Origin of the sequence: Mesorhizobium australicum WSM2073 (genome assembly GCF_000230995.2) — a bacterium.
GTDB lineage: Bacteria > Pseudomonadota > Alphaproteobacteria > Rhizobiales > Rhizobiaceae > Mesorhizobium > Mesorhizobium australicum.
Window position 1 is genome coordinate 1,438,879 of the sequence record NC_019973.1, and the last position, 23,246, is coordinate 1,462,124.

At 63.8% G+C, this 23,246-nt stretch carries 30 protein-coding genes; 13 read left to right on the forward strand and 17 right to left on the reverse strand.

The features are described from left to right. Positions 1-41: 41 nt before the first annotated feature. A complete protein-coding gene (ykgO, locus tag MESAU_RS06825; protein ID WP_006327841.1) occupies positions 42-167 on the reverse strand; it encodes a type B 50S ribosomal protein L36 in 126 nt (41 codons plus the stop codon). A gap of 242 nt (positions 168-409) precedes the next feature. On the opposite strand from ykgO, the gene MESAU_RS06830 reads away from it, so the two are divergent. Next, the gene (locus MESAU_RS06830) at positions 410-829 is read left to right on the forward strand and encodes a lysozyme inhibitor LprI family protein (protein WP_015315324.1); all 420 of its coding nucleotides are present in this window, start codon (positions 410-412) and stop codon (positions 827-829) included. A gap of 12 nt (positions 830-841) precedes the next feature. On the opposite strand, the gene MESAU_RS06835 is transcribed toward MESAU_RS06830, so the two are convergent. From MESAU_RS06835 to MESAU_RS06880, 10 genes are all read right to left on the reverse strand, one after another. After that, positions 842-1,918, reverse strand: coding sequence for a 5-(carboxyamino)imidazole ribonucleotide synthase (locus MESAU_RS06835; protein WP_015315325.1), 1,077 nt, complete (start codon positions 1,916-1,918; stop codon positions 842-844). After that, on the reverse strand, positions 1,915-2,412 hold the full coding sequence (gene purE / locus MESAU_RS06840; RefSeq protein WP_015315326.1) for a 5-(carboxyamino)imidazole ribonucleotide mutase: 498 nt from the start codon (positions 2,410-2,412) through the stop codon (positions 1,915-1,917). The genes MESAU_RS06835 and purE overlap by 4 nt, the downstream gene beginning before the upstream one ends. 99 nt (positions 2,413-2,511) lie before the next feature. Then, complete coding sequence (locus MESAU_RS06845; protein ID WP_015315327.1) at positions 2,512-3,423, reverse strand: anti-sigma factor family protein; 912 nt, start codon at positions 3,421-3,423, stop codon at positions 2,512-2,514. Then, positions 3,420-3,959 (reverse strand): sigma-70 family RNA polymerase sigma factor, encoded by a 540-nt coding sequence (locus MESAU_RS06850; protein WP_041163301.1) that lies wholly within the window; start codon positions 3,957-3,959, stop codon positions 3,420-3,422. The genes MESAU_RS06845 and MESAU_RS06850 overlap by 4 nt, the downstream gene beginning before the upstream one ends. Positions 3,960-4,376: 417 nt before the next feature. Beyond that, positions 4,377-5,582, reverse strand: coding sequence for an aminotransferase class V-fold PLP-dependent enzyme (locus MESAU_RS06855; RefSeq protein ID WP_015315330.1), 1,206 nt, complete (start codon positions 5,580-5,582; stop codon positions 4,377-4,379). A 25-nt stretch (positions 5,583-5,607) separates the two neighbouring features. Beyond that, positions 5,608-6,069, reverse strand: a complete 462-nt coding sequence (locus MESAU_RS06860) for a RidA family protein (RefSeq protein ID WP_015315331.1) — start codon at positions 6,067-6,069, stop codon at positions 5,608-5,610. A 37-nt stretch (positions 6,070-6,106) separates the two neighbouring features. After that, complete coding sequence (locus MESAU_RS06865) at positions 6,107-6,901, reverse strand: amino acid ABC transporter ATP-binding protein (RefSeq protein ID WP_015315332.1); 795 nt, start codon at positions 6,899-6,901, stop codon at positions 6,107-6,109. Between the two features lie 5 nt (positions 6,902-6,906). Next, entirely contained in the window at positions 6,907-7,557 is a 651-nt protein-coding gene (locus MESAU_RS06870) for an amino acid ABC transporter permease (RefSeq protein ID WP_015315333.1), read from the reverse strand. 1 nt (position 7,558) lies between these two features. Next, positions 7,559-8,224 (reverse strand): amino acid ABC transporter permease, encoded by a 666-nt coding sequence (locus MESAU_RS06875; RefSeq protein ID WP_015315334.1) that lies wholly within the window; start codon positions 8,222-8,224, stop codon positions 7,559-7,561. A 73-nt stretch (positions 8,225-8,297) separates the two neighbouring features. Next, positions 8,298-9,128 carry a transporter substrate-binding protein gene (locus tag MESAU_RS06880; RefSeq protein ID WP_174361987.1) on the reverse strand — a complete coding sequence of 277 codons (831 nt, stop codon included), beginning with the start codon at positions 9,126-9,128 and terminating at the stop codon, positions 8,298-8,300. A gap of 170 nt (positions 9,129-9,298) precedes the next feature. Between MESAU_RS06880 and MESAU_RS06885 the strand changes: the two genes are divergently transcribed. Beyond that, complete coding sequence (locus MESAU_RS06885; RefSeq protein ID WP_015315336.1) at positions 9,299-10,087, forward strand: IclR family transcriptional regulator; 789 nt, start codon at positions 9,299-9,301, stop codon at positions 10,085-10,087. 29 nt (positions 10,088-10,116) lie between these two features. On the opposite strand, the gene MESAU_RS06890 is transcribed toward MESAU_RS06885, so the two are convergent. Next, on the reverse strand, positions 10,117-10,320 hold the full coding sequence (locus MESAU_RS06890; RefSeq protein ID WP_015315337.1) for a YdcH family protein: 204 nt from the start codon (positions 10,318-10,320) through the stop codon (positions 10,117-10,119). 238 nt (positions 10,321-10,558) lie between these two features. On the opposite strand from MESAU_RS06890, the gene MESAU_RS06895 reads away from it, so the two are divergent. The 4 genes from MESAU_RS06895 (at position 10,559) to MESAU_RS06910 (ending at position 14,064) form a co-directional block, all read left to right on the forward strand. Beyond that, complete coding sequence (locus MESAU_RS06895) at positions 10,559-10,738, forward strand: YdcH family protein (protein WP_015315338.1); 180 nt, start codon at positions 10,559-10,561, stop codon at positions 10,736-10,738. Between the two features lie 333 nt (positions 10,739-11,071). After that, positions 11,072-12,325 (forward strand): flavodoxin-dependent (E)-4-hydroxy-3-methylbut-2-enyl-diphosphate synthase, encoded by a 1,254-nt coding sequence (gene ispG, locus MESAU_RS06900; RefSeq protein ID WP_015315339.1) that lies wholly within the window; start codon positions 11,072-11,074, stop codon positions 12,323-12,325. Between the two features lie 5 nt (positions 12,326-12,330). Next, positions 12,331-13,185, forward strand: coding sequence for a lytic transglycosylase domain-containing protein (locus tag MESAU_RS06905; RefSeq protein ID WP_015315340.1), 855 nt, complete (start codon positions 12,331-12,333; stop codon positions 13,183-13,185). A gap of 126 nt (positions 13,186-13,311) precedes the next feature. Continuing rightward, positions 13,312-14,064 carry a Stf0 family sulfotransferase gene (locus MESAU_RS06910; protein WP_015315341.1) on the forward strand — a complete coding sequence of 251 codons (753 nt, stop codon included), beginning with the start codon at positions 13,312-13,314 and terminating at the stop codon, positions 14,062-14,064. Positions 14,065-14,077: 13 nt separating this feature from the next. On the opposite strand, the gene MESAU_RS06915 is transcribed toward MESAU_RS06910, so the two are convergent. Beyond that, positions 14,078-16,417 (reverse strand): response regulator, encoded by a 2,340-nt coding sequence (locus MESAU_RS06915; RefSeq protein WP_015315342.1) that lies wholly within the window; start codon positions 16,415-16,417, stop codon positions 14,078-14,080. A gap of 111 nt (positions 16,418-16,528) precedes the next feature. Beyond that, on the reverse strand, positions 16,529-17,446 hold the full coding sequence (locus MESAU_RS06920; RefSeq protein ID WP_015315343.1) for a polyprenyl synthetase family protein: 918 nt from the start codon (positions 17,444-17,446) through the stop codon (positions 16,529-16,531). 222 nt (positions 17,447-17,668) lie between these two features. Here MESAU_RS06920 and MESAU_RS06925 point away from each other — a divergent pair, with 222 nt between their 5' ends. From MESAU_RS06925 to MESAU_RS06935, 3 genes are all read left to right on the forward strand, one after another. Continuing rightward, positions 17,669-18,430 (forward strand): biosynthetic peptidoglycan transglycosylase, encoded by a 762-nt coding sequence (locus tag MESAU_RS06925; protein WP_015315344.1) that lies wholly within the window; start codon positions 17,669-17,671, stop codon positions 18,428-18,430. Between the two features lie 141 nt (positions 18,431-18,571). Continuing rightward, positions 18,572-18,754, forward strand: coding sequence for a 50S ribosomal protein L32 (rpmF, locus tag MESAU_RS06930; RefSeq protein ID WP_008834724.1), 183 nt, complete (start codon positions 18,572-18,574; stop codon positions 18,752-18,754). Positions 18,755-19,006: 252 nt separating this feature from the next. Next, positions 19,007-19,408: a hypothetical protein gene (locus MESAU_RS06935; protein ID WP_015315345.1), complete on the forward strand. Its 402-nt coding sequence runs from the start codon at positions 19,007-19,009 to the stop codon at positions 19,406-19,408. A 9-nt stretch (positions 19,409-19,417) separates the two neighbouring features. Here the strand turns inward: MESAU_RS06935 and MESAU_RS06940 are convergent, their stop codons facing one another. The 3 genes from MESAU_RS06940 to MESAU_RS06950 form a co-directional block, all read right to left on the reverse strand. Further along, positions 19,418-19,849, reverse strand: coding sequence for a GlcG/HbpS family heme-binding protein (locus MESAU_RS06940; RefSeq protein ID WP_015315346.1), 432 nt, complete (start codon positions 19,847-19,849; stop codon positions 19,418-19,420). 161 nt (positions 19,850-20,010) lie between these two features. Next, complete coding sequence (locus MESAU_RS06945; RefSeq protein ID WP_023773965.1) at positions 20,011-20,244, reverse strand: hypothetical protein; 234 nt, start codon at positions 20,242-20,244, stop codon at positions 20,011-20,013. Between the two features lie 76 nt (positions 20,245-20,320). Beyond that, on the reverse strand, positions 20,321-20,842 hold the full coding sequence (locus tag MESAU_RS06950) for a winged helix-turn-helix transcriptional regulator (protein WP_015315348.1): 522 nt from the start codon (positions 20,840-20,842) through the stop codon (positions 20,321-20,323). 93 nt (positions 20,843-20,935) lie between these two features. On the opposite strand from MESAU_RS06950, the gene MESAU_RS06955 reads away from it, so the two are divergent. The 4 genes from MESAU_RS06955 to MESAU_RS06970 all read left to right on the forward strand — a co-directional run bounded on the left by MESAU_RS06955 (position 20,936) and on the right by MESAU_RS06970 (position 23,231). Then, a complete protein-coding gene (locus MESAU_RS06955; protein WP_015315349.1) occupies positions 20,936-21,772 on the forward strand; it encodes an alpha/beta fold hydrolase in 837 nt (278 codons plus the stop codon). A gap of 88 nt (positions 21,773-21,860) precedes the next feature. Continuing rightward, on the forward strand, positions 21,861-22,517 hold the full coding sequence (locus tag MESAU_RS06960; RefSeq protein ID WP_015315350.1) for a glutathione S-transferase family protein: 657 nt from the start codon (positions 21,861-21,863) through the stop codon (positions 22,515-22,517). A gap of 5 nt (positions 22,518-22,522) precedes the next feature. Beyond that, on the forward strand, positions 22,523-22,846 hold the full coding sequence (locus MESAU_RS06965) for an ArsR/SmtB family transcription factor (RefSeq protein WP_015315351.1): 324 nt from the start codon (positions 22,523-22,525) through the stop codon (positions 22,844-22,846). A 13-nt stretch (positions 22,847-22,859) separates the two neighbouring features. Further along, complete coding sequence (locus MESAU_RS06970) at positions 22,860-23,231, forward strand: nuclear transport factor 2 family protein (protein ID WP_015315352.1); 372 nt, start codon at positions 22,860-22,862, stop codon at positions 23,229-23,231. Positions 23,232-23,246: the final 15 nt, after the last annotated feature.

Here is a 23,246-nt window from a genome sequence, read left to right on the forward strand (position 1 = left end):
AAGCATCAGTGGGCGGAGACGAGAAGCCTCCGGCCGAAAACTCAACCCTGGCGCGCCTTGTAGCGCGGGGCGGTCTTGTTGATGATGTAAACGCGGCCCTTGCGGCGAACCAGCTGGTTGTCGCGGTGACGCGCCTTCAACGCCTTGAGCGAATTCTTGATCTTCATGGTCTTGCCTGTCGGTCTGGACCCGGTTCGGGGTCGAATTTTTAAGGCGCGCCAGAAGACGCGCCTTTTGAACGGTGGGTGGCTCATAAACGAGGAGACTTGCCCATGTCAACCGTAAGTCAACCGCAAGCGCGCTCCGCGTCCCGATATCATCAAATATCCGCCATGTCGGCCCCGTGGCATTGCGCGGCCATGAGCCGGCTGGGATGATGTCGTCCATCGCAAGCGATTTGGGAACGACCATGCGCCGAATATTCCTCTCCTCCTGCCTCGTCATCCTGGCGGCGAGCTCGGCTGCCCGAGGGCAAGAATGCGACCGCTCCGACGACAGCCAGCAGATGATGAATATCTGTGCCGGCGAGGACTATCAGGCGGCCGACGCCAGGCTCAATGCGGCCTATCAGGCGCTGATTGGCTCCGATGATGCCGACGGCAAGAGATTGCTTCAGGTGGCACAACGCGCCTGGATCAGCTTCCGGGATGCCGAATGCGCGCATAACACCGCCGCCAGCCAGGGCGGGTCCATCCATGCGATGGAGGTCTCGCAATGCCTGACCAGGCTGACCAATGATCGCATCAAGCAGCTCGCCGCCTCCGCCAATTGCGAGGAAGGCGACGCAAGTTGCGCCAGCCCCGACGCGGACAGCGACGAGGTGCAATAGGCGTGTCTGGTATCAGCCGCGGCGGCTGATGCGGGTGAAATGACCCATCTTGCGACCGGGCCGGGCCTCGGCCTTGCCGTAGAGGTGCAGCATCAGGTCGGGTTCGGCGAGCAAGGCGGGAACGCGCAGCACGTCGTCGCCGATCAGGTTCTCCATCACGCAATCGGAATGACGGTTCGAGCTTCCCAATGGCAGGCCGGCAATGGCGCGGATATGTTGCTCGAACTGCGAAACGATGCAGGCGGCTTCGGTCCAATGGCCGGAATTGTGGACGCGGGGCGCGATCTCGTTGGCCAGCAGGGAGCCGTCGGCCGGTACGAAGAACTCGACACCGATGACGCCGACATAGTCGAGCGCCGACAGGATTTTCGTCGCCGCGTCTTTCGCGTCCCGCGCGGTCGCCGGCGCAACGCCGGCCGGCAAGGTCGATGTGTGCAGAATACCGTCGCGGTGCACATTCCAGGCTGGATCGTAGGCGGCGACAGTGCCGTCCAGCCCTCGCGCGGCGATGACGGAAATCTCGCGCTCGAACTGCACGAAGCTTTCCAGGATCAGCGGCACATTGCCCATCCCCTCGCAGGTGCCGGCGAAACCGCCGGCTTCCATGTTGCGGAAGACGCGCTGGCCCTTGCCGTCGTAACCCATTCGCCGCGTCTTCAGGATGCCGCTGCCGCCGAAGGCCTTCAGCGCCGCCGCCAGCTCGTCGTCGGTGTCGACTTGATGGAACGCGGCGGTGGCGATGCCGATGCCGTTGAGGAATGTCTTTTCGCTCACCCGGTCCTGCGCCACGTCAAGCGCCCGCGGCGGCGGATAGACCGGCACTTTGGCGGCAAGCGCGGTTGCGGCGGCGACCGGCACGTTCTCGAACTCGTAGGTGACGACGGCGCTTGCAGCCGCCAGTTCGGCAAGTGCTGCCGGATCGTCATAGGCGGCCGTAATCTGCCGGTTGGCGACCTGTGCCGCCGGGCAATCCGGTTGAGGCTCCAGCACGATGGTGCGATAGCCGAGCCGGGCGGCGGCCATTGCCAGCATGCGGCCAAGCTGGCCGCCGCCAATGATGCCGATGGTCGATCCGGCGGGCAGGCTCACGGCGTATCCGTCGGTTCGGCCGCGACCTTGGCGGTCTGCGAGGCGCGCCAGGCATCGAGGCGCTGGGCAAGCTTGTCGTCGTTGAGCGCCAGCACGGCGGCGGCCAGCAGGGCGGCGTTGGCCGCACCAGCCTTGCCGATGGCCAGCGTTCCCACAGGAATGCCGGCCGGCATCTGGACGATCGAGAGCAGCGAATCCTGGCCCGACAGCGCCTTCGATTCCACCGGCACGCCGAACACCGGCAGTGGTGTCATCGCCGCCGTCATGCCGGGCAGATGCGCGGCGCCGCCGGCGCCGGCGATGATGACCTTGTAGCCGGCGGCCTTGGCGCCTTTGGCGAATTCGTAAAGCCGGTCGGGCGTGCGGTGCGCCGAGATGATCAGCCGTTCGTGGGGCACACCAAGCGCCTCCAGCGTCTCCGCTGCCTGGCGCATCGTCGCCCAATCGGATTGGCTGCCCATGATGATGGCGACGTCGGCGCGTTGATCGTCCAAGCTTCTGCTCCCCGGCGACAAAGGCGCGCCTTAGCGGAATTCGCGCGGGGCCGCAAGGATTTCAGGCCATCGGCGAGATGCCGACGGCCATATTCCGGCTCATGCCGCCGCCTTGCGGAAGCGAGCGACGAAGTCGTCGAGCTCGGGGCGCTCCATGTCGGAGATCGCCCAATAGGAGAAGGCGCCGTCGCTCCAGTGCACCATCGAAAAGCCGCCGGAGGAAAGATCGTCCGGCTGGGTGGTCTTGCCGCCCTGCTGCGGTTCGGCGACCAGGGTGATCAGGTGCTCGCGGTGGCGGTAGACCAGTGCCGGTACCGGCCGGCCCGATATCACCTCGACCCGGCCGCCGATGAGGGCGAAACCCTCCTGGGCAAGATCCGGCGCCGGCGGCGAGACGCCGATGCGGGCGTCCAGCCACGGTTTGACCGTATGGCGGTCGGAGGAGACGATGTCGATCGGGCTCGCGGCGAGCAGGCTGCGGCGATGGCCGCTGGCGACGGCCGCGGCCAAGCCGTCTTCGGCGCCGTTGAACATTACCCATTGCGTTGCGCCGCTGGCCAGCACCGCGCTGATCATGATCGATGCCGCCATGGCGCGCCAGTCGAACGAGCCGAAGCGGCTTGCCCTCGGCGATCTCCGCGCCAGCGAAGGACGCGTCCCGGCTTCACGCCGCTGGCCGACGCCAGCGCCGGCAATCAAGCCCGGCAGCGCCGACGGCGTGCCGCGCTGCGGCTCTGCTGCCTCGGCTGTCGCCGGCTGCTCGGTGCTGGCCATGCCGATCGCCGCGATGCGGGCCCGAAAGGCGTCGCTCACGTCGGGGCGCGGCAAGCGGCTGACCGCGCCTCGCAAGGCAAGGATGCGGGCATGTTCGGCGGCAAGCCGGGGATCGGCGGCGATGCGACGCTCCACCGCAAGGGCCGCCGCCGCATCAAGCTCGCCATCAACAAGGGCGTGGATCATCAGTCTGACACCTTCGGGATCATTGGGCAGTCCATCGTCATGGCCGGTCATGGCGCTCTCCCCAGTTCGGACGCCAGCAGGCCGCGGGCGCGGGCCAGCCTGGACATCACCGTACCCATCGGCACGTCGAGCATGGCCGCTATCTCGCGATAGCTGAGGCCGTTGATGTCGCGCAGCACCAGCGTTTCGCGAAACGGCTGCGGCAGGGCAGCGATCGCAGCCTCCAGTGCCGCCGTGTCGGCCCTGGCGATCAGGCTCGCTTCCGGACCATCCTCGTCCGGCAGGCTGGTGCCATGGGCGGCCGCCATGTCGTCGAGATCGCCGAGGTCGCCGACGGCCATCATGCCGCGCGGCCGGTTGCGCGCCATCCAGGTGTAGGAGGTGTTGCGCACGATGGTGAGCAGCCAGGCACGCGCATTGCCGCCGGCGTAGCCTGATATGCCGGCATGCGCCTTGATGCAGGCGTCCTGAACGACATCCTCGGCGTCGGCGGCATTGCCGGTCAGCCAGCGGGCAAGCGCCAGCGCGTCGCCGAGATGCGGCAGCACTACGTCGTTGAAACGCTCTGCCAGGGCCCTGTCGCTCAAAGCAGCACCATGATCCTCTCCGGAGCGGACAGGCCGTGCCGCCTCAAGATGCGACAGCGATTTTGCCTGGCTTGCAGGAGCAAAGCCCCCGGAAACGGGCAAAGTCGTCTGCCTTGCTGAAAGTGAATTCATCTGCGTCACCAGTGTCAAGCGCTATGAAAGGAGGGGCGCTATGAAAAGGAGGGGCGCCATGGAGAAGGGATTGATGACGATCATGCTCGGCAGCGCATGACGGCGGCTGACGCCGCAGCCGTGTTCGCTGTGCTCGCGATGATGGGGCATGCCAGTCTCCTCAACGCCAGCCGTGGCGTATGTCGAGGAGACTTGTTGAAGAGAGGATTTATTCCCGCGTGGGCAAATTCCGGCTGTTCACAGTCGCGTGATCAGCCGATGCCTTCGGCATGGTCGGTTTAGCGATCAATCCGGCCAGCGCAAGACGCCTGACGAATCCTTGCGGGCGACCTTCATCGCGTCGGCCGGGCGCTCCTTCGCCGTCAGCACGGCGCGCAGACGTTCGGCGACAATCTCCGCCTCGCCGGGGTGAAGGTTGCAGGGGTCGAGGAAGAAATGGCCGCGCTCGACCTCGTGGTTGCGCACGATGATCGGCGGCGAGCCGGCGGCAAGGGCCGAGGCAAGACCGGCGGCGGTGAAGCGGCTCTCCGGCGTGACGAATATCTGCAGCCGGTCGAGCGGATTGGCGGTGGGGTCGGGAATGATGATGGCGGCGATGCCGGGCAGTCCCTGCAGCGCGTCCTTCCACAGGTTCAGTGCTGCTTCCTCGCGCCGGCGGATGCCGGCATGGTCGCGCTTCTCCCAGGCTTCGAGTGCCGCCATGGTGCCGGCGATGCTTTCCTTGCCGACCTTCATGGCGCGCGCAACGCCGCGGTTCTGCAGATAGGCGGCCCGCACCAGATCCTTGCGGCCGGTGACGATGCCGCTGGTCGGCCCGCTCAGGAATTTATGGCCGCTGTAGATGACGACATCGGCGCCGCGCGCCAGAAAACCGCGCAGATCATACTCGGACGCGGCGTCGACGATCACCGGCACGCCCTTGGCGTGGCAGATATCGCCGAATTCCTCCAGCGACAGCATGCCGTATTGCACCGTGTGGTGGGCCACGACGTAGAGGGCCGCCGCCGTGCGCTCGTTGATCGCCTCGCTTACATGATAGTCCTGGGTCACGCTGACCGTGCCGGCGGGCACCACCCTGGCGCCGGCGACGCGGACCGACTGGTCGATCGGGGCGCCGTAATTGACGATGTGGCCGAGCTGGATGACGACCTCCGACTTGAGGTCGCCAGTGTCGTCGGGCAGGCGCTCGATGGCGAGCAGGCTGGTTCCGGTCATCGCACCGGCGATCGCCATGGTGATGCCGCTGGCGCAGCAGGCGGTGATGAAGCCGGCCTCGCCGCCGGTGAGGCGTGCGACGACCGTGCTCGCGGCGCGCTGCAGATCGTCCATTTCCACCCATTGCGAGGCCATTTCAGCCATGGCGGAGATCGCTTCCGGGACGATGATCGAGGCGCCGAGCGCGGTCATGGTGCCCGAGACGTTGATGATCGGCCGCAATCCCAGCCGTTCGCGGATGGTGGTGTTGGAGCCGGTGTCGGAAGAGGTTTTCATGTGAGCTAATCCCGTGGGTGGCAGGTCAGGCGGCGATCTCGACGACCGCTTCGATTTCGACGGTGATGTTTCCAGGCAGCGAGCCGACGCCGATCGCCGAGCGGGCATGGCCGCCGATCTTGTCGAAGACATCGGCGAACAGGTCCGAGCAGCCATTGACCACTTTCGGGTGGTCGCTGAAGGTCGGCGTCGCGTTGACGAAGCCGAGCAGCTTGACGACGCGTACGATACGGCCGAGATCGCCGGCGGCGGCATGCATGACGGCAAGCAGGTTGAGCCCGGTCAGCCGGGCATGCTGATAGGCCTGCTCGACCGTCACGTCCTCGCCCACCTTGCCGGTGCAGAGCGTGCCGTCGGCGCGCAGGGGCCCCTGGCCGGAGAGGAAGATCAGCCGCCCGCTCTCGGCATGGGTGACGAAGTTGGCGATCGGCGTCGGCGGCTCGGGCAACGTCAGGCCGAGTTCGGCGAGCCTGATATAAGGCGTCATGGATGAAGGCTCCTTGGGCGGCTTTGGCCGCCTGAGTTTAGAAATGCGAGGCTCGGAAGCGCGCCAGGAAAGTACGGAGGCGTTCGTTGCTGGTCTCCGCCGCGAGGATCTCCTTCGGCGGCCCGACGGCGCTGACGCCGCCATCGGCCATGAAGACGATGCGGCTAGAAGCGTCGCGGGCAAAGGCCATTTCGTGGGTTACCATCAGCATGGTCATGCCATCCTCGGCGAGGCTGCGCACCACGGCCAGCACCTCGCCGACGAGTTCGGGATCGAGCGCGGAGGTGATCTCGTCGAGCAGCAGGATCTTCGGTTCCATGGCCACGGCGCGGGCTATGCCGACGCGCTGCTGCTGGCCGCCGGAGAGTTCGGCCGGCAGGCTGTCGGCCTTGTGGCCAAGGCCGACGCGCCCGAGCCAGTGTTCGGCGATCGATCGTGCCTCGGCGTCCTTTTTTCCGCGCACCTTGGTCAGACCCAGCATGATGTTGCCGGCCGCCGTCAGGTGAGGGAAGAGGTTGAAGCTCTGGAACACCATGCCGGTCTCGGCGCGCATGGCGGCAAGATCGCGTTCGCTACGGCGCTGACGCGTTCCGGCTTCGCGAAAACCGACCTCCTTGCCGTCGATGCGGATCGAGCCGCTGTCGTAGCTCTCCAGGAAGTTGACGCAGCGCAGCAGCGTGGTCTTGCCGCTGCCGGAAGGGCCGATGACGGTCACCACCTCGCCGCGCTTCACCTGAAGGCTGACGGAGCGCAGCACCTCGACGGCGCCGAAGGCCTTGGAGACATCGCGCACGTCGAGCAGTGCCGGACTGGCGTTTGGGGCTTCGGACATCGTTGCTATTCCCGGATGAAGGAGAAACGCCGCTCGAGCCGCCGGCTGGCGAGCGAGAGTGCGTAGTTGACCGCGAAATAGAGGAGCGCGCCCAGTATATAGAGCGGCATCGCTTCATAGGTGCGGCCGATGACCTGATTGATGGCCTGCATCAAGTCGGTGATGCCGAGCAGCGACACCAGCGCGCTGCCCTTGACCGCGTCGGTGACGCCATTGATCCAGGGCGGCAGGAAGCGCCTGAAGGCCTGCGGAAAGATGACGTAGGTGAGCCTCTGGCGAAAGGTCAACCCGATCGCCATCGCGGCTTCGGACTGTCCCTTCGGGATCGAGCCGACCGCGCCCCTGAGGTATTCGATGACCTGCGCCGTCTTGAACAGGGTGAGCGCGGACACCGCGGCCCAGAACGATGGCAGATGCAGCCCGATCGCCGGCAGGCCGTAATAGACGAAGAACATCAGCACCAGGATCGGAATGCCGCGAATGGTGTCCGAGAAGATGCGCACCGCCCAGCGCAAAGGGGCGGGACCATAGATCAGGCCGACGCCCAGCAGGACGCCGGCGATAAGCGACAGCACCACCACCAGCAGCGAGACCCACAAGGTCACGGCGAAGCCCTGGGCAAGGAAGGGCAGTGCGTAGAGGATCTGGCTCAGCATGTCAGCGCGCCGCCCTGAACCGGCGCTCGACGAGCCGCAGCCCGAAAAGCAGCGCATAGCCGGTTACCAGATACATCGCCGTCGTGACCAGGTAGACCTCGACGATGCGGAATGTGTTGAAGTTGATCCATTGGGCGCCGAAGGTGAGTTCGGGCACCGAGATGACCGAGGCGATCGAGGTGTCCTTGAACAGCGAGATGAAGGTGTTGGAGAGCGCCGGCAGCGTGATGCGCAGCATTGTAGGCAGGCGCACGTGCAACAGCCTCTGCCATGGCGTTAGGCCGATCGCCTTGCCGGCATCGAGCTGGCCGCGCGGGACAGCCTCGAGCCCGGAGCGAAACACCTCGACCAGATAGGCGCCGCTATAGACCGACAGGGTCAATACAAACGAGGTCGGTGCACTGTAGGCCAGGTCGACCACGGTCGGCAGGCCGTAGAAGACGAGATAGACCAGCAGGATCAGCGGCACGTTGCGGATGAATTCGACATAGGCGGCGATCACCGCCCGCACCACGCGTCCGGCCGAGACGTACCAGACCGCGAGCACCAACCCGATGACGACGCCGATGGCGATCGAGATCACGGCAAGCTCGAGGCTGAGCAGCAGGCCGCCCCAGAGCTTGTCGAAATGCCGCCAGATCAGGTTGAAATTAAGGGCATAGCCCATGCATCCGCCTCGGTGTGAAGGACGTCGAGTCGATTACGGAAGGGCAACAACGCCACCCTTCCGTAATCCGGGATCAGATGACCGGGAAGCCGGGGTGACGCGCCGGCGGCTCCTGGCCGAAATAGTCCTTGAAGGCGGCGTCATAGAGCGCCGATTCGTGGCCGAACATGGCGATGGTGAAAGTCTGGTTGACGAAGGTCAGCCAGTCCAAATCGCCTTGCCGCAGCGCGGCGCCGTAAAGCATCGAATACCAGCTCTTGCCGGCATCGAAATACTTGTCTGGATTGCGCGAGGCGAGCCAGCGCACGGTGGACAGGTCGACCGCGGCGGCGTCGGCACGCTTGGACTCCAGCGCCTGCAGCACGTTCGCCTGCGTGTCGATCTGCAACACCTGGGCCTGCGGCAGAGCATAGTGGACCGAGCTTTCGGCGTCGACATTCTGCAGGATGGAAATGCGTGTCGCTGAACCACCGGCCAGCAGCTTGTCGAAGGTCTTGTTCTCGGCGGTCGGCAGGGTCAGCAAGGCAACGCCTTCGACATAGTAGGGCCGGGAGAAATTGATCAGCTGCGAGCGCTGCGCCGTCATAGTCATGAACTGAATGGTGATGTCGACCTTGTTGGTGGTCACGTTGGGAATGCGCTGGGCCGGATCCTGCATGACGAACTCGACCTTGGTCGGGTCGTCGAAAAGGCCCTTGGCGAGAATGCGGCCCATGGTGATATCCATTCCGACCAGTTCGCCGGCATCGTTCTCGAAATGCCAGGGTGCGTTGGTGCTGCCGGTCCCGACAATCAGCTTGCCTCTGTCGAGCACGGTGCGCAGCAGGCTGTCGGATGCGGCCTGTGCGGCGGCCTTCTGCGCATCGACGGCTGCCAGCACGCCGGCCGTGGCAAGTCCCGCCATTCCCAATTTCAGAAAATCACGTCTTCCGGATGTGTCGTTCACGGCGACCTCCTTTCGTGTTGTGTTCCCCTATGCACAGGCCATACACGCGGCAGTGATTATCAAAGATTGTCTCTTACAAGAGACGCATGTATCCTGTACAAGACAGATACTAGCACCGGGAATCGACAATGCAAGATAGTAGTGTTTTGGCTGCTTCGGCCGACGAGAAGGCGCCGGGCTCCCGTGAGAAGGGCCTCAACCGGGTCCTGGAAATCCTAGAGTTCCTTCACACGACGCAGCGTGCGATCGGCATTGGCGATCTCGCCAAGGGCGTCAATGCGCCGCGTTCGACCACCTACACGCTGGTGCGGTCTCTGGTCGATGCCGGCCTCCTTGAAATGGCCGGCGACGGCAATCGCGTCTATTTCGGCAAGAAGCTCTACCTTTACGGAATGGACTATGTGCGCGGCAACGACCTGTTGCGGCGCGGGCGCCAGGAGGTCGACCATCTGTCGCGCGAGACGGGCGAGACCTCGGAATTGTGCATGCTGCAGAGCGGCCGCTACACGATCGTCCATTCCAGCCCTGGTAGCAGGCCGTTCCGCATCAGTTCGGCCACCGGCCTGCAGATACCGCTGCCCTGGACCGCGTCTGGACGGCTATTGCTTGCGGGGCTGGATAGAGCCGCGATCGAAGCTATGGTGTCTGATGACGATCTCGTGCTGCCTGACGGGCGCAAGCTGCGGCTCGACGATTTCATCGCCGACATCGCAAAGGCAGGGGTGACCGGCTACTGCGTCACGTCGGGCCTGGTCGACGCTTACACGAAATGCCTTGCCGTGCCGGTCTTTTCAGCCCCAGGCAAGGTCGAGGCGACGATGTGCCTGGTGGTTCCGATCGATACGTCGGAGGAGCGGACCGCCGATCTCATCGGCCTGCTGCGCGGCCGCGCCGCCGGGCTCTCGATCGGCGCATAGGCGGAAAGTGCCGGCAGCGCGATTCCGTCTCAGGCGATGATGTCTGGAATGATCCTGTCTTCCAGCTTCATCAGCCGGTCCTTGAGGAACAGCTTCTTCTTTTTCATGCGCTGGATCTGCAGCGGGTCGCAATTCATGGCGATCATCGCGTTGATCGCGGCATCGAAATCGGCGTGTTCCTGCTTCAGCCGGGAAAATTCGAGGCGAGTATCGGCCTGTTCCTGATCGGACATTCTCTACCGTCTGCACGTCTGCGGCGCCCAAAACTGGGCCTGGTTGGGCGGGGGCGGCAATTTCTGCCACCGGCGCGCAGGCCATATCACATTTCACGTTGTCGTGGAATGCTACCACGCAGCATTCGACATCGCTGCTCGATGGTGGCACACTGTCATTGTGCCGTCACAGATACGACCTGCGGTGTACGTGCCTTGGCGGCTGCAATCGAGGAAACCATGAAAGGGAGAACCAATCATGTCTCTTGCATCCCATCTTGATGAGTTGCAGCGGAAACACGGCGACATCGAACGCGAAATCGATGACGCGATGAATCACCCGTCGGTTGACGACCTCGAAATCGGGAATCTCAAGCGACGCAAGCTGGCACTCAAGGATGCGATTGAGAAACTGAGGGCGCAACCAACCACGCATTGATCCTCACCTGACATAGCCGCTCACCACTGGCGGTCTTCCTTGCCGGCGGCGCCAGCCGCCGGTGCAGTGATTGCGATTTTCAGCGCTGCACCATAAGCCGGAACTAATATCCTTCGGACCCATTTTGTCCACCTGGCCGCCGCCAGGTCGCGTGCTGTTTCAGGCCCCGGCCGGGACCAATTGCTGCCAGTGGCGACCTGTCGCCATTGACAAGCCATCTTTGCTCCTCCACCTCATGCCGGACTTCAGCGCATCGGCCTCGGCTTGTGCGTCCAGGTGGACGCACGCGCTTCAGAGAGACGCATAGCGCTCCAGAGACAAAAGGCTGCCGGCATGACCGGATATTTTTCTTCTCCCTTCCCCCGCCGCACCTCGGTCGGCGTCGATGTCGGCGGCGTGGTCGTCGGCGGCGGCGCGCCGGTGGTCGTTCAGTCGATGACCAACACCGACACGGCCGATATCGACCAGACAGTCGCGCAGGTCGCGGCGCTGCACCGCGCCGGCTCCGAGATCGTGCGCATCACCGTCGACCGCGATGAAAGTGCCGCCGCCGTGCCGCGCATTCATGAGTGGCTGCAGCGGCTTGGCATCAACGTGCCGCTGGTCGGCGATTTCCACTATATCGGACATAAGCTCCTGGCCGATCATCCGGCTTGCGCCGAGGCGCTGGCCAAGTACCGCATCAATCCCGGCAATGTCGGCTTCAAGGATAAGAAGGACCGGCAGTTCGCGGCGATCGTCGAGATGGCGATCAAACATGACAAGCCGGTGCGCATCGGCGTCAACTGGGGCTCGCTTGACCAGGAGCTCCTGACGCGGCTGATGGACGACAACCAGGACAAGGGTTTCCCGCTGACGGCGCAGGAAGTGACGCGCGAGGCAATCGTGCAGTCGGCGATCCTGTCGGCCGAGATGGCCGAGGAAATCGGTCTTGGCCGCGAAAAAATCATCCTGTCGGCCAAGGTCAGCGGCGTGCAGGACCTGATCGCCGTCTACACCGAGCTTGCGACCCGTTCCAACCATGCGCTGCATCTCGGCCTCACCGAGGCCGGCATGGGCTCCAAAGGCATCGTCGCGTCTTCCGCGGCCATGGGCATCCTCTTGCAGCAAGGCATTGGCGATACCATCCGCATCTCGCTGACGCCGGAGCCCAATGGCGATCGCACCCGCGAGGTGCAGGTGTCGCAGGAACTGCTGCAGACCATGGGTTTCCGGCAGTTCGTGCCGATCGTCGCGGCCTGCCCGGGCTGCGGCCGCACCACCTCCACCGTGTTCCAGGAACTGGCGCAGAACATCCAGGCGGACCTGCGCAAGAACATGCCGGTGTGGCGGGAGAAATACCCGGGCGTCGAGAACCTCAAGGTCGCGGTGATGGGGTGCATCGTCAACGGTCCCGGTGAATCCAAGCATGCCGATATCGGCATTTCGCTGCCCGGCACCGGCGAGACGCCGACCGCGCCGGTCTTCGTCGACGGCAAGAAGGCGGCGACGCTGCGCGGGCCGTCGATCGCGGCGGATTTCGAGAAAATGGTCGCCGACTATATTGACCAGCGCTTCGGTCGGGGCGGCAAAGCCGCGGCAGAGTAAACCAGATGCGGCGTTTCCCGTGGGCGGCGCTGATATTCCTGTGTGGTATGGCCTGGTCGACGCTTGCCCAAGCGGATCCACCGCAATCGGCCAAGCAGCGGCTGATCGACAAGGTCTGTAACCTGATCCAGGCGCATGCCGACCAGAACGGCCTGCCCCGGGATTTCTTCGCCCGCCTGATCTGGAAGGAAAGCCGGTTCGATCCCAACGCCGTGAGCCCTGTCGGCGCCGAAGGCATTGCCCAGTTCATGCCGGGCACCGCCAAGATGCGGGGGCTGGAAAATTCCTTCGACATCAACCAGGCAATTCCGGCGTCGGCCAGATATCTCGCCGAAATGAAGGCCGGCTATGGCAATCTCGGTCTGGCGGCCGCTGCCTACAATGCCGGCGAGAGCCGGGTGTCGCGCTGGCTGAATTCCGGTGGCTTCCTGCCGATGGAGACGGAAAGCTATGTCTTCGATGTGATGGGCGAGCCGGTCGACAAGTTCACCGACCGGGCCTATGCCGGCAAAGTCGAGCCACTCGACGCCAAGCTGGATTTCGCGGTCGCCTGCCGCAAGCTGCCGGTGATCATGTCCAGAACCGTGGCGATGGCCTCAATCAACATCAAGCCATGGGGCATTCAGGTGGCGGGCAATTTCCGCCGCAGCGCCGCGATCAGCCAATGGCTCAGGGTACGGGGCCGTTTTCCGGCCCTGCTTGCCGGGCATGATCCGGTGGTCAGCCGAGTGCGTACGCCGATCGGCCGGCGCGGCATCTACGCGGTCCGGATCGGCGTCGACGACCGCGCCGCCGCCAATGTCATCTGCCAGAAACTGCAAAGCATCGGTGGCGCCTGCGTGGTGGTGCGCAACCGGTAGCCGAGGAGGGTTGGGCTGCACGGGGCACACGCCGTTGGAATGTGCCCATCGTATCCAGCAACGATTTCAGCTATAGCGGCGCCGGACCGGTGGGCTGGTCCGCCTTCGGCAGCTACAGGGACAGCGATGTTCGACGCGTACATTATCTGCGGCACGCCCAGAACCGGCAGCACCTTGCTGTGCAAACTGCTGGCGGCCACCAGAACGACCGGCGATCCACACTCATTCTATCGGCGGCAGGATGTGTCGGAGTGGGCCGAAGAATGGAACCTGCCGCCTCGCGACACGATGGGCGAGCTTGAATTCCAGCTTGCCTATCTCAATGCGGCGATCGATGCCGGCAAGGGTGGTACGGAAATCTTCGGTCTTCGCCTGATGCGAGAAAACCTGGACGAGCTTTCAGCGATCCTCGACCGGATTTTTCCGGGGCTTGTGTCGGACAAAGCGCGTTTCGAAAGGGCTTTCGGTCGCGTTCTCTACGTGCATCTGTCGCGTGAGAACAAGCTTGCGCAGGCTGTCTCCCTGGTCAAGGCGGAGCAGACCGGCCTTTGGCACGTCGCTCCCGATGGAACGGAGATCGAAAGGGTCGGATCGCCAGGAGAACCGCGGTACGATTTCCAGCGTATCAGGGACGAAGTCGCCGAGCTTGAGGCCTATGACGCAGCGTGGAACACATGGTTCGCCGAGCAAGACATAACGCCACTGCGGATTGGCTACGAGCGGCTTTCAAGCAGCCCGGCGGCGACACTGATTTCCATCTGTCAGGCCTTGGGCGTACAGTCGCCGAACGCCGGGGATGTGAAACCGGGTGTCGCGAAGCTCGCCGACGCGACAAGCCTCGACTGGATGCGCCGCTACCATCTGGACGCAACCGTCTGACGCCGGACGGAGTTCAGGCCGTCTTGGCCACCACCGTTTCGCTGAGCCAGGTGCCTATCTTGGCGCCGAGGCGATCGGGCGAAACGGGCTTGGGCAGATAGTCGTCCATGCCGGCCTCGATGCACTTGTCGCGGTCGCCCTTCAGCGCATGCGCGGTGACGCCGATGATCGGAATGTGGCCGCCCGACGACGCCTCGATCGCCCGAATGGCGCGTGTCGCCTCGTAGCCGTTCATTTCCGGCATCGAGACGTCCATCAGAACCAGCCTCGGATGCAGCGACCGGTACATCTCGACCGCGGTGCGGCCATTGCCTGCGATGCGGTAGCTCAAGCCCAGCCCATTGAGGATTTGGCCGAACACCATCTGGTTCACGTCATTGTCCTCGGCGATGAGGATGTCGATCGGGCTGTTCGGCGCGGCATTCGATTCCGGCACTGCCGCGATCGGCATGGCGGGGCCGCGGATAACCGTGAAGGCCGGCGGAGCCGGCTGAGGCATCGGTTGGATCGGTTCGCGAATGAAGTGCGCCTTGCCGACCTGCGAGCGCGCCTTCTGGATGACCGAGATGACGGTGCCGAGCAGGACCGCCGAGCGCGCCGGCTTGGTCAGATGCGCCGATATACCGAAGTCGATGATCATCTTGCCGAAATCGACCTGGTCGACCGAGGTCAGGATAACGACTGGGATGGTGGACAGCCGGCTGTCGGCGGCGATGGCCCGGGCGACATCGGCGCCGTTCATGCCGGGCATCTGATAATCGAGGATGATGCAGTCGACGCTGGCGCCGAGCTGGCAGGCGCGATCGAGGAAGGCGAGGCCAACCGCGCCGCTTTCGGCGGCGGCGCAGTCGAAGCTCCAGCTTCTGAGCTGTTCTAGCAGGATCTCGCGGTTGACCGGATTGTCGTCGATGACCAGCACACGCGCGCCGGTGACGTCGACCGGCACGATGGCGTCGCGCGCCTCGGCACGGTGGACCGGCAGCGGCACTGCGAACCAGAAGACGGAGCCGCGGCCGATCTCGCTCTCGACGCCGATCTTGCCGGCCATCAGGTCGACGAGGCGGGCGGCGATGGCGAGCCCAAGGCCGGTACCTTCGTGACGGCGGGTCGAGGAGCCATCGACCTGAGCGAACTTCTCGAACACGTTCTGCAATTTCTCGGCCGGAATGCCGATGCCGGTGTCCTCGACGCGCAGCTTGAGCTGGACGACGTCGTTGACGGTTTCGCCGCCGACATCGATCAGCACATGGCCCTTCTCGGTGAATTTCACCGCATTGCCGACCAGGTTGGTGACGATCTGCCGGAAGCGGCCGGCGTCGCCGACGACATAGGCCGGCAGCCTGGGGTCGACGCGCACGATAAGTTCCAGGTTCTTCTCGGCGACGCGCGCCGAGACAAGCGTCGCCACGTCCTCCACCGCTTCCGAGAGGCGGAAGGGGGCGGGGTCGAGCGTCAACTGCCCGGCATTGATCTTCGAGAAGTCGAGGATGTCGTTGATGATGGTGAGCAGCGCGTTGCCCGACTTGACGATAACGTCGGTGAACGTCTTCTGGCGCGGGTTGAGCTCGGTCTTGGCCAGCAATTCGGCCATGCCGAGCACGCCGTTCATCGGTGTGCGGATCTCGTGGCTCATATTGGCCAGGAATTCCGACTTGGCGCGGTCGGCGGCCTCAGCCTTGAACAAGGATTCGGCCGACTGGGCAAAGGCGCGACGGATCGCCTGTTCCATCGGCCGGAAGATCCAGAAAGCGACGATGCCAAGGACGGCAAACAACAGGCCGCTTGCCCACAGAAGCAGCCGGTCGCTGGAGGCATCCGCCTGATGGCGTTCGTCGTCCATCGCGGTGCGGACACGCACCAGCATGGGTTGAACGAACAGGTCGTTCTGGTTGCGGATTTCGCGAGTGCTCCATTCATCGGTCTTTTGCGCCACCGACATCAGATTGAAGTTGCGAACCATGTCACGCGGCGACCAGAACAAGTCGCCATTGACCGAAGCGGCTGCGAGCTCGCTGACGGTCTTGGCCGACAGGCGCGGGCGGATCGCGGCGAGCTGGGCGGTCAGTGTCTCGATCTCGCCGGTCAGCCGCTCGGAATGGTCGCGCGCCGAAGCCGTCAGCGCATCGCGCGTCTCGATCCGCCAGGCGGAACTGGTTGTCTCGGCGAAGCTGGTGGCGTTGCGCAGATCGCGGGTGAAAATGACGAGATTGCTGCTCAGCGCATCGATTTCATGGCGCAAGGAATTGACGCGATTGAGCGCAACCATGATGGCGGCTGAGGCCAGCGCGAAAACCAACAATCCTGAAAGATAACGTATCCGGACGGACCGGATAAAGGAAGAATATTCCGGCATGCGCAACCCCAACACATACGCATCATTCTAAGGATTGGGATTACGCTTCATTTACATTAAGATTTCGTTGGCACAACCGCAGGTGCACTGCTCAACGGTATGAGCCTGCCGTCAGCTGTTACGGGTTGCGACGAAGATCGCCGCGGCTTTCAGCAGGGCAGCCTTTTCGCCATAGGGTTCGAGCAGCGCGTGCGCCTGGCCGACGAGGCCGTCGAGCTGCTTGCGTGCCCAATCCGCACCGTGCAAGGCCACCAGCGTACCCTTGCCCGCGGCGGCATCCTTGCCGGTCGCCTTGCCCATCTGCTCGGCGTCGGCCGTCAGATCCAGCAGGTCGTCGGCGAGCTGGAAGGCCAGGCCGATCGCCGAACCGAACTCGGCAAGCCTTTCCAGGTCATCCGACTGTGCGCCGGCCAGGATCGCACCCGCCTCGCAGGCGAAGCGGATCAGCGCGCCGGTCTTCATCGCCTGCAGCTTTATGATGCCGGCCTCGTCCGGTCGCACTTGCTCGGCTTCGAGGTCTAGCTTCTGGCCGCCGACCATCCCACCGGCCCCGGCGGCGCGGGCGAGCGCCAGCACCAGGGCTGCGCGCCGTTCGGCCGGGAGCGCCGTCGCTTCGCCGGCGATGATGTCGAAGGCAAGCGTCAGCAAGGCGTCGCCCGCGAGGATGGCGGTGGCTTCGTCAAAGGCCTTGTGCACGGTCGGCTGGCCGCGGCGAAGGTCATCGTCGTCCATCGCCGGCAGGTCATCGTGGATCAGCGAATAGCAATGCACGCATTCGAGCGCCGCCGCGACGCGCAACGCCGCTTCGCCATCGGCGGAAAACAGGGCGGCACTTTCCATGACCAGGAAGGGGCGCAGGCGCTTGCCGCCGTTCAACACGCCATGGCGCATCGCCGCCATCAGACGATCGGGCCGAGCGATCTCACCCGAAAGCGGGCGATCGTCGAGCAAGCGACGCAGCATCACCTCGACGGCGGCCGCGCGCCTGATGAGCGCCATTTCGAACGCCATTTCGTCGTCATTCGTCATGGCCGGGACCGGTAGCCGACACTCAGACGTTGCGCAAGAAGGCAAGCGCCATTATGCCGGGGCGGTAAGAGCCCGTTTGGAAACTCATCTCCTGCGGTCATCTGAAGGCGTTTTCCGCGCTTCCGGTGTTCACGTACTCGAATGTACGCTCCGCTCCGGTTCTCGAAAACACCCTTACATGACTCCCAGGAGGCAGTTTCAAAGCGAGTTCTCTGGCATGGGTTGGGCGGCTTGGCGGAACCGATCGTCGATCATGAGACCGAAAAGCTGGACATGGCGACGAGATTGCGAGGCGTGAGCCGCCGCAGTCTCAAGCGCTGGGTCCGGCGCGGCATCGTCGTGGCCGCCGTGCTGGCGCTCATCCCGGTGGTGCTGACCTTTCTCTACCTGCCGTCCTTCGTGCATCCAGTGTCGACGCTGATGCTGAAGGATCTCGCGACATTCTCCGGCTACGACCGGCGCTGGGTGTCGATCGATGATGTCGCGCCTGTGCTCGCCCATTCCGTCATCATGTCGGAGGACGGGCAGTTCTGCTTTCATCGCGGCGTCGATCTTGGCGAGCTCAGGGGGGTCGTCGATGATGCGCTGGCCGGCGAGGCGACGCGTGGTGCCTCGACCATCACCATGCAGACGGTGAAGAACCTCTTCCTGTGGTCGCGGCCGCTGGGCTCGGTGCGCAAGGTCGTCGAACTGCCGCTGGCCGTCTATTTCGACGCGGTGATGTCGAAGCGGCGCATTATGGAGATCTATCTCAACATCGCCGAGTGGGGGCCCGGCATCTACGGCATCGAGGCGGCGGCGCGGCACCATTTCGGCATTTCGGCAAAGCAGCTGTCCAGACGGCAGGCGGCCCTTCTCGCCGTCACGCTGCCCAATCCGATCGCCCGCAATCCGGCAAAACCAGGGCCGGGCTTGAGAAGGCTCGCCAATCTGATCGAGCGGCGCGCCGGCCGCTCCGGCGCCTATGTCGGTTGCCTGGACTAGCCGGTATAAAAAAGATTCACCACAGTGCTGGCCAAAACGGTGTCAGGCGTGTATAGGCACCCGACTTTCTCAGATTTAGGCCCCGACATGGCCCTTTCACGAGGGCGGGCGGGGCTTTTGACCATGTAGTGGAGCATATCCATGGCCGTTCCGAAACGCAAAACCTCTCCGTCCAAGCGCGGCATGCGCCGCTCGGCCGACGCCCTCAAGGCCCCGACCTATGTCGAGGACAAGAACTCCGGCGAAATGCGCCGCCCGCACCACATCGACCTGAAGACCGGCATGTATCGCGGTCGCCAGGTGCTGACGCCCAAGGAAAGCTGAGACCAGCTTTTCCCAAGCAACCGAGTTACAAAAGACCGGCTTCTGGCCGGTCTTTTTGCGTTTTGGCCTTGCCCTGCGCGCCGGCTACTTCAAGCGCTGAGCTTTTTTGTCTCGTCTTTCATGTCGGCCGGGCAACCGGCTGACATGGTTGTTGCATCCGGTATTCGACCGTGTTTGCGGCCGCGCACGAAAAATCTTGACGCCGTGCCTGTGGGGCATTCTACAGAAGGTGCCCCCATATGGAGACGCCAGATGTTCGGTGCCGTCCCGCTTTTGATCGTGCCTTTCGTGCTCTACAATCTCGGCCTGCTCGGTATATTCGGCGGCGGCGACGATCCGTGGGCGAGCGAGATGTTCTCGTTCCGCATGATGTCGGGCGGGGTGTTCTCGATGACGCTCGGCGACCTGATCGTGCTGATCGGGCTGATTTTTCTGTTCCTTGAAATGGTGAAGTCGGCGCGCACGACCACCGCCTCGATCATGGACCATCTGTTGTCGACGCTTGTCTTCGTTGCTTTCCTGGTCGAGTTTCTGCTGGTGAAGGGTGCCGCGCACTCCATCTTCTTCACGCTGCTGATCATCGCGCTGTTCGACGTGCTGGCCGGGTTCGCGGTGTCGATGCGGTCGGCCAGCCGCGACATCAATTTGAGTTAGACCGGAACCTCAGCCCGGATCGGCGGCGAAGCCGGCGGCTTCGATGCCGGCAATCGCGGCCGCCTCGTCATTGTCAGACGTGTCGCCGGAAATGCCGACAGCGCCGATGACACTGCCTGCCTTGTCGCGGATCAGCACGCCGCCGACGACCGGCAGCACGCGTCCACCCGACACGTCGGAAATGCCGGCAACCAGATGCGGGCGCTCCTTGGCGAAGGCCTCGACCCTGCGCGAGCCCATGCCGATCGCCAGCGCGCCATAAGCCTTGCCGGCCGACATTTGCGGGCGCAGGAACGAGGCGCCGTCCTGGCGCTGGAAGGCGACCAGGTGCCCGCCGGCGTCGAGCACCGAGACGCCGAGCGGCTTGAGCTTGAGGTCGGCGCCCCTGGCGAAGGCGGCATTGATGATCTCGACGGCTTTTTCGAGCGACAGAGCGGTCATGGCAATCTCCTGTTGAACAGCCCAATCATCGCCGGCCAGCCGGACCAGGCAATCCCGCTTTCGGTTGAAATTGCTTCCCGCGCAGCAGCGGGACGAAGGCGTGCCTGTCGGATGCGTTACGACCGCTCGATCCAGGACGAGGCATTGGCGGAGAGACGGGGCTATTTTTTCTTGGCGCGGGCCGGCTTCTTGGCAGGTGCGGCAGGCGCGTTGGCTAGATCTTCGGCTTCCTTGGCCAGCCGCAGCGCCCGCAGCTTGTCGGTCTTGGCCTTGCGGGCATCGCTCTCGGCGACGTATTCGGCCATGGCTTTCTGCCGGACCGTCGCCGCCTCTTCCTGCTTCTTGAAGCGCAGATCGGCACGCGCGCGGGCAGTGTCCCTAGAGTTCTCAACCAAGAGCGTATCCAATCCCGTGAAGTGTGATTTCCGTCCTTTGTAGCAGAGCCGGCCTTTCAACGGGGAAAATAGTTGGTCAGACGGCCGGGCTGGCGTTGCGGGCCTTTTCGGCAACCACCGCTTCATAGGCGGCCTGCAGCGTCGCGCGGACAGAGGAGCCGGGCGCTGTGTCGAGGGGGGTGCCGAGATGCTCATGGCGCAATTCGTCCATGAATTTCTCCCACATTGGAGGTCCGCCCTTTTCCAGGAGTTCGGCGCGGATCGAGAGTTCCTCGCTTGTCGGCAGCCAGACGCGGCCCCAGGCGCCGAGATGGGCCAGGATGGGCACCAGCGTGATGGCCATCTCGGTCAGGCTGTAGATCGCCTTCTGCTTATGACTGGGGTCGTCCGCCTTGGTCAGCATGCCGAGCTCCATCAGCCGCTTCAAACGGTCTGCGAGGATGTTGGAGGCGATACCCTCCATCGAGCCGTTGAGCAGCTCGCGAAAATGGCGCCTGCCGCCGAAAATCATATCGCGCAGGATGATCAGGCTCCAGCGATCGCCGAACACCTCGAGCGAAAGGTTGATCGGGCAGCCGGACCGGCGATCGAGGGTCATTCCATTTTCTCCACAAAAACCGGTTGCATTATTGTATCGGTTTTATTATCGTGCAACCGATTGCAAAATGCAAGCAGATGAGGAGGCCATGAAATGACGAGCAAAGACCGTCCCGAGATCGTATCGGAAGCCTTTGGCGATCCGGCGGATCCGGCGCTGCTGCTGATCATGGGCGCGATGGCCTCGATGCTGTGGTGGCCGGAGGCGTTTTGCCGGAAGCTCGCGAATGCCGGCCTTTACGTGATCCGCTACGACAATCGCGACACCGGTCGGTCGACCAAATATCAGGTGGGGCAGCCGCCCTACACTTTCGACGACATGGCTGACGACGCGATAGCCGTTCTCGACAGTTACGGCATCGGCAAGGCGCATGTCGCGGGCATGTCGATGGGCGGCATGATCGCGCAGTTCGTCGCGCTCCGGCACCCTTTGCGCGTCGCTTCGCTGACCGTGATCAGCAGTTCGCCCGTGGGGACCGACACGTCGCATCTGCCGCAAACGACCGATGCCTATATCGAGCATTCGGCCGATGGGGCCAAAGTCGACTGGGCGGACCGCCGCCAGGTCATCGACTTCATGGTCAGCGATGCACGCGCGATCGCCAGCACCGCGCATCGGTTCGACGAGGCCGGGATGAGGGCGTTCATCGAGCGGGATTATACCAGGTCCGGCGGCTTGCTCAGCGCCACCAATCATTTCATGCTCAAGGGCAATGACCAATGGAAGGGTCGCCTGCACGAACTGGCGGTGCCGCTTCTGGTCATCCACGGCACGTCGGATCCGATCTTTCCGGTCGAGCATGGCGAGGCCTTGGCCCAAGCAGTTGCCGGCGCGAAACTCCTTCGTGTCGAAGGCGGCGGTCACGAACTGCATCCGGATGACTGGCCTGATATAGAAGCCGCCATTGTCGAGCATGTCCGATCCAGCTGAGACTTCGTGGGCGAGCCTTGACGAGCGAGGCCTGCCGCAATAGTTAAGTAAATGCTTCAGTGTTTCCACAGAACAGATGAGCACAAGAATGTCCCTGACGCTGCATTTCCATCCGCTGGCCTCCTTTTGCTGGAAGCCGCTGATCGCGCTCTACGAGAACGCCACGCCTTTTGCGCCTGTCATCGTCGATCTGGGCGACGAGCAATCGCGCGCGGCCTTTCTGAAGATATCGCCGACCGGCAAGATGCCGGCGCTGCGCGACGACGCGCGTGACCGGACGGTGCTGGAATCGACCATCGTCGTGGAATATCTGGCCACGCACTATCCGGGACCGGCCGAACTCATTCCAGCCGACATCGATTTGGCGCTGGCTGTCCGCCAGGCCGACCGCTTCTATGATTTCTATGTGCAGGAGCCGATGCAGAAGATCGTCGGCGACAGGTTGCGGCCGCAGGACAAGACCGATCCATTCGGTGTCGAGCAGGCGCGGAGCCAGCTGCGCAATTCCTACGCCATCATCGAACGGGAGATGCTGTCGAGGGAATGGGCTGTGGGCGATATCTTCACCATGGCCGATTGCGCGGCGTCTCCGGCGCTCTTCTATGCCAACAAGGTCGAGCCGTTCGGCGACAGCTATCCCGCCGTGAAGCGCTATCACGACCGCCTGCTGCAGCGCGCCGCCTTCACCAGGGTGATCGAGGAGGCGCAGCCTTACTTCAAGTTCTTTCCCTACAACAACGGCTGATCGCGATGCTGCACGATCCCGCCCAACTCGACCTGATGTTCCAGGCGCTCGCCGATCCGGCGCGGCGGCAGATGGTCGACCGGCTATCACGCGGCCCGGCGTCGGTGAGCCAGTTGGCCGAGCCGCTGGCGATGTCGCTGTCGGCGGTCGTCCAGCACCTCAATCTCCTGGAGGCGAGCGGCCTCGTGCGCACGCAAAAGGTCGGACGGGTGCGCACCTGTCAGATCGAGCCGAAGGCGCTGCGCGCGGCCGAACACTGGATCAATGAGCGGCGCCTCTCATGGGAACGCCGGCTGGATCGGCTCGGCGATTTTCTTGCGGAGAACTGAAGAGGAGCATGCCATGTCAAAGAGAAAATCCGATCTTGTCCGCGGCTATTTCGCGGCCTTTCAGGCCGGCGACCGCGCCGTCATGGAGGCGACCCTCGCCGACGATTTCACCTTCACCAGCCCCTATGACGACGCCATCGATCGCACGACCTATTTCGAGCGCTGCTGGCCGAATGGCAAGCTGTTCCGGTCGATGACGATTGAGCGGATTTGCGAAGACGGGGCTGCCGCCTTCGTTCTGTATGGCTGCGAAACGGTGGACGGAAAATCCTTCCGCAACACCGAGCTACACGTGTTTCGCGGCGGCCGGCTGCGTAGTGTCGAGGTCTATTTCGGCGCTGCCTATCGCAACGGTGTCTTCATTCCGCCGAACCAATCGAGTTGACCAGCGAGGACCCAA

What these genes read in the sequence shown, in the direction of transcription:
- MESAU_RS06910 (WP_015315341.1), top strand. Translation starts at nt 13,312, where the DNA reads ATGTTCGACGCGTACATTATCTGCGGCACGCCCAGAACCGGCAGCACC.
- MESAU_RS06955 (WP_015315349.1), top strand. Translation starts at nt 20,936, where the DNA reads ATGACGAGCAAAGACCGTCCCGAGATCGTATCGGAAGCCTTTGGCGAT.
- MESAU_RS06950 (WP_015315348.1), bottom strand. Translation starts at nt 20,842, where the DNA reads ATGACCCTCGATCGCCGGTCCGGCTGCCCGATCAACCTTTCGCTCGAG.
- MESAU_RS06855 (WP_015315330.1), bottom strand. Translation starts at nt 5,582, where the DNA reads ATGAAAACCTCTTCCGACACCGGCTCCAACACCACCATCCGCGAACGG.
- MESAU_RS06865 (WP_015315332.1), bottom strand. Translation starts at nt 6,901, where the DNA reads ATGTCCGAAGCCCCAAACGCCAGTCCGGCACTGCTCGACGTGCGCGAT.
- MESAU_RS06915 (WP_015315342.1), bottom strand. Translation starts at nt 16,417, where the DNA reads ATGCCGGAATATTCTTCCTTTATCCGGTCCGTCCGGATACGTTATCTT.
- MESAU_RS06895 (WP_015315338.1), top strand. Translation starts at nt 10,559, where the DNA reads ATGTCTCTTGCATCCCATCTTGATGAGTTGCAGCGGAAACACGGCGAC.
- MESAU_RS06890 (WP_015315337.1), bottom strand. Translation starts at nt 10,320, where the DNA reads ATGTCCGATCAGGAACAGGCCGATACTCGCCTCGAATTTTCCCGGCTG.
- MESAU_RS06960 (WP_015315350.1), top strand. Translation starts at nt 21,861, where the DNA reads ATGTCCCTGACGCTGCATTTCCATCCGCTGGCCTCCTTTTGCTGGAAG.
- MESAU_RS06860 (WP_015315331.1), bottom strand. Translation starts at nt 6,069, where the DNA reads ATGACGCCTTATATCAGGCTCGCCGAACTCGGCCTGACGTTGCCCGAG.
- ispG (WP_015315339.1), top strand. Translation starts at nt 11,072, where the DNA reads ATGACCGGATATTTTTCTTCTCCCTTCCCCCGCCGCACCTCGGTCGGC.
- MESAU_RS06905 (WP_015315340.1), top strand. Translation starts at nt 12,331, where the DNA reads ATGCGGCGTTTCCCGTGGGCGGCGCTGATATTCCTGTGTGGTATGGCC.
- MESAU_RS06885 (WP_015315336.1), top strand. Translation starts at nt 9,299, where the DNA reads ATGCAAGATAGTAGTGTTTTGGCTGCTTCGGCCGACGAGAAGGCGCCG.
- ykgO (WP_006327841.1), bottom strand. Translation starts at nt 167, where the DNA reads ATGAAGATCAAGAATTCGCTCAAGGCGTTGAAGGCGCGTCACCGCGAC.
- MESAU_RS06940 (WP_015315346.1), bottom strand. Translation starts at nt 19,849, where the DNA reads ATGACCGCTCTGTCGCTCGAAAAAGCCGTCGAGATCATCAATGCCGCC.
- MESAU_RS06845 (WP_015315327.1), bottom strand. Translation starts at nt 3,423, where the DNA reads ATGACCGGCCATGACGATGGACTGCCCAATGATCCCGAAGGTGTCAGA.
- MESAU_RS06880 (WP_174361987.1), bottom strand. Translation starts at nt 9,128, where the DNA reads ATGGCGGGACTTGCCACGGCCGGCGTGCTGGCAGCCGTCGATGCGCAG.
- MESAU_RS06965 (WP_015315351.1), top strand. Translation starts at nt 22,523, where the DNA reads ATGCTGCACGATCCCGCCCAACTCGACCTGATGTTCCAGGCGCTCGCC.
- MESAU_RS06935 (WP_015315345.1), top strand. Translation starts at nt 19,007, where the DNA reads ATGTTCGGTGCCGTCCCGCTTTTGATCGTGCCTTTCGTGCTCTACAAT.
- rpmF (WP_008834724.1), top strand. Translation starts at nt 18,572, where the DNA reads ATGGCCGTTCCGAAACGCAAAACCTCTCCGTCCAAGCGCGGCATGCGC.
- MESAU_RS06830 (WP_015315324.1), top strand. Translation starts at nt 410, where the DNA reads ATGCGCCGAATATTCCTCTCCTCCTGCCTCGTCATCCTGGCGGCGAGC.
- MESAU_RS06920 (WP_015315343.1), bottom strand. Translation starts at nt 17,446, where the DNA reads ATGACGAATGACGACGAAATGGCGTTCGAAATGGCGCTCATCAGGCGC.
- MESAU_RS06870 (WP_015315333.1), bottom strand. Translation starts at nt 7,557, where the DNA reads ATGCTGAGCCAGATCCTCTACGCACTGCCCTTCCTTGCCCAGGGCTTC.
- MESAU_RS06875 (WP_015315334.1), bottom strand. Translation starts at nt 8,224, where the DNA reads ATGGGCTATGCCCTTAATTTCAACCTGATCTGGCGGCATTTCGACAAG.
- MESAU_RS06970 (WP_015315352.1), top strand. Translation starts at nt 22,860, where the DNA reads ATGTCAAAGAGAAAATCCGATCTTGTCCGCGGCTATTTCGCGGCCTTT.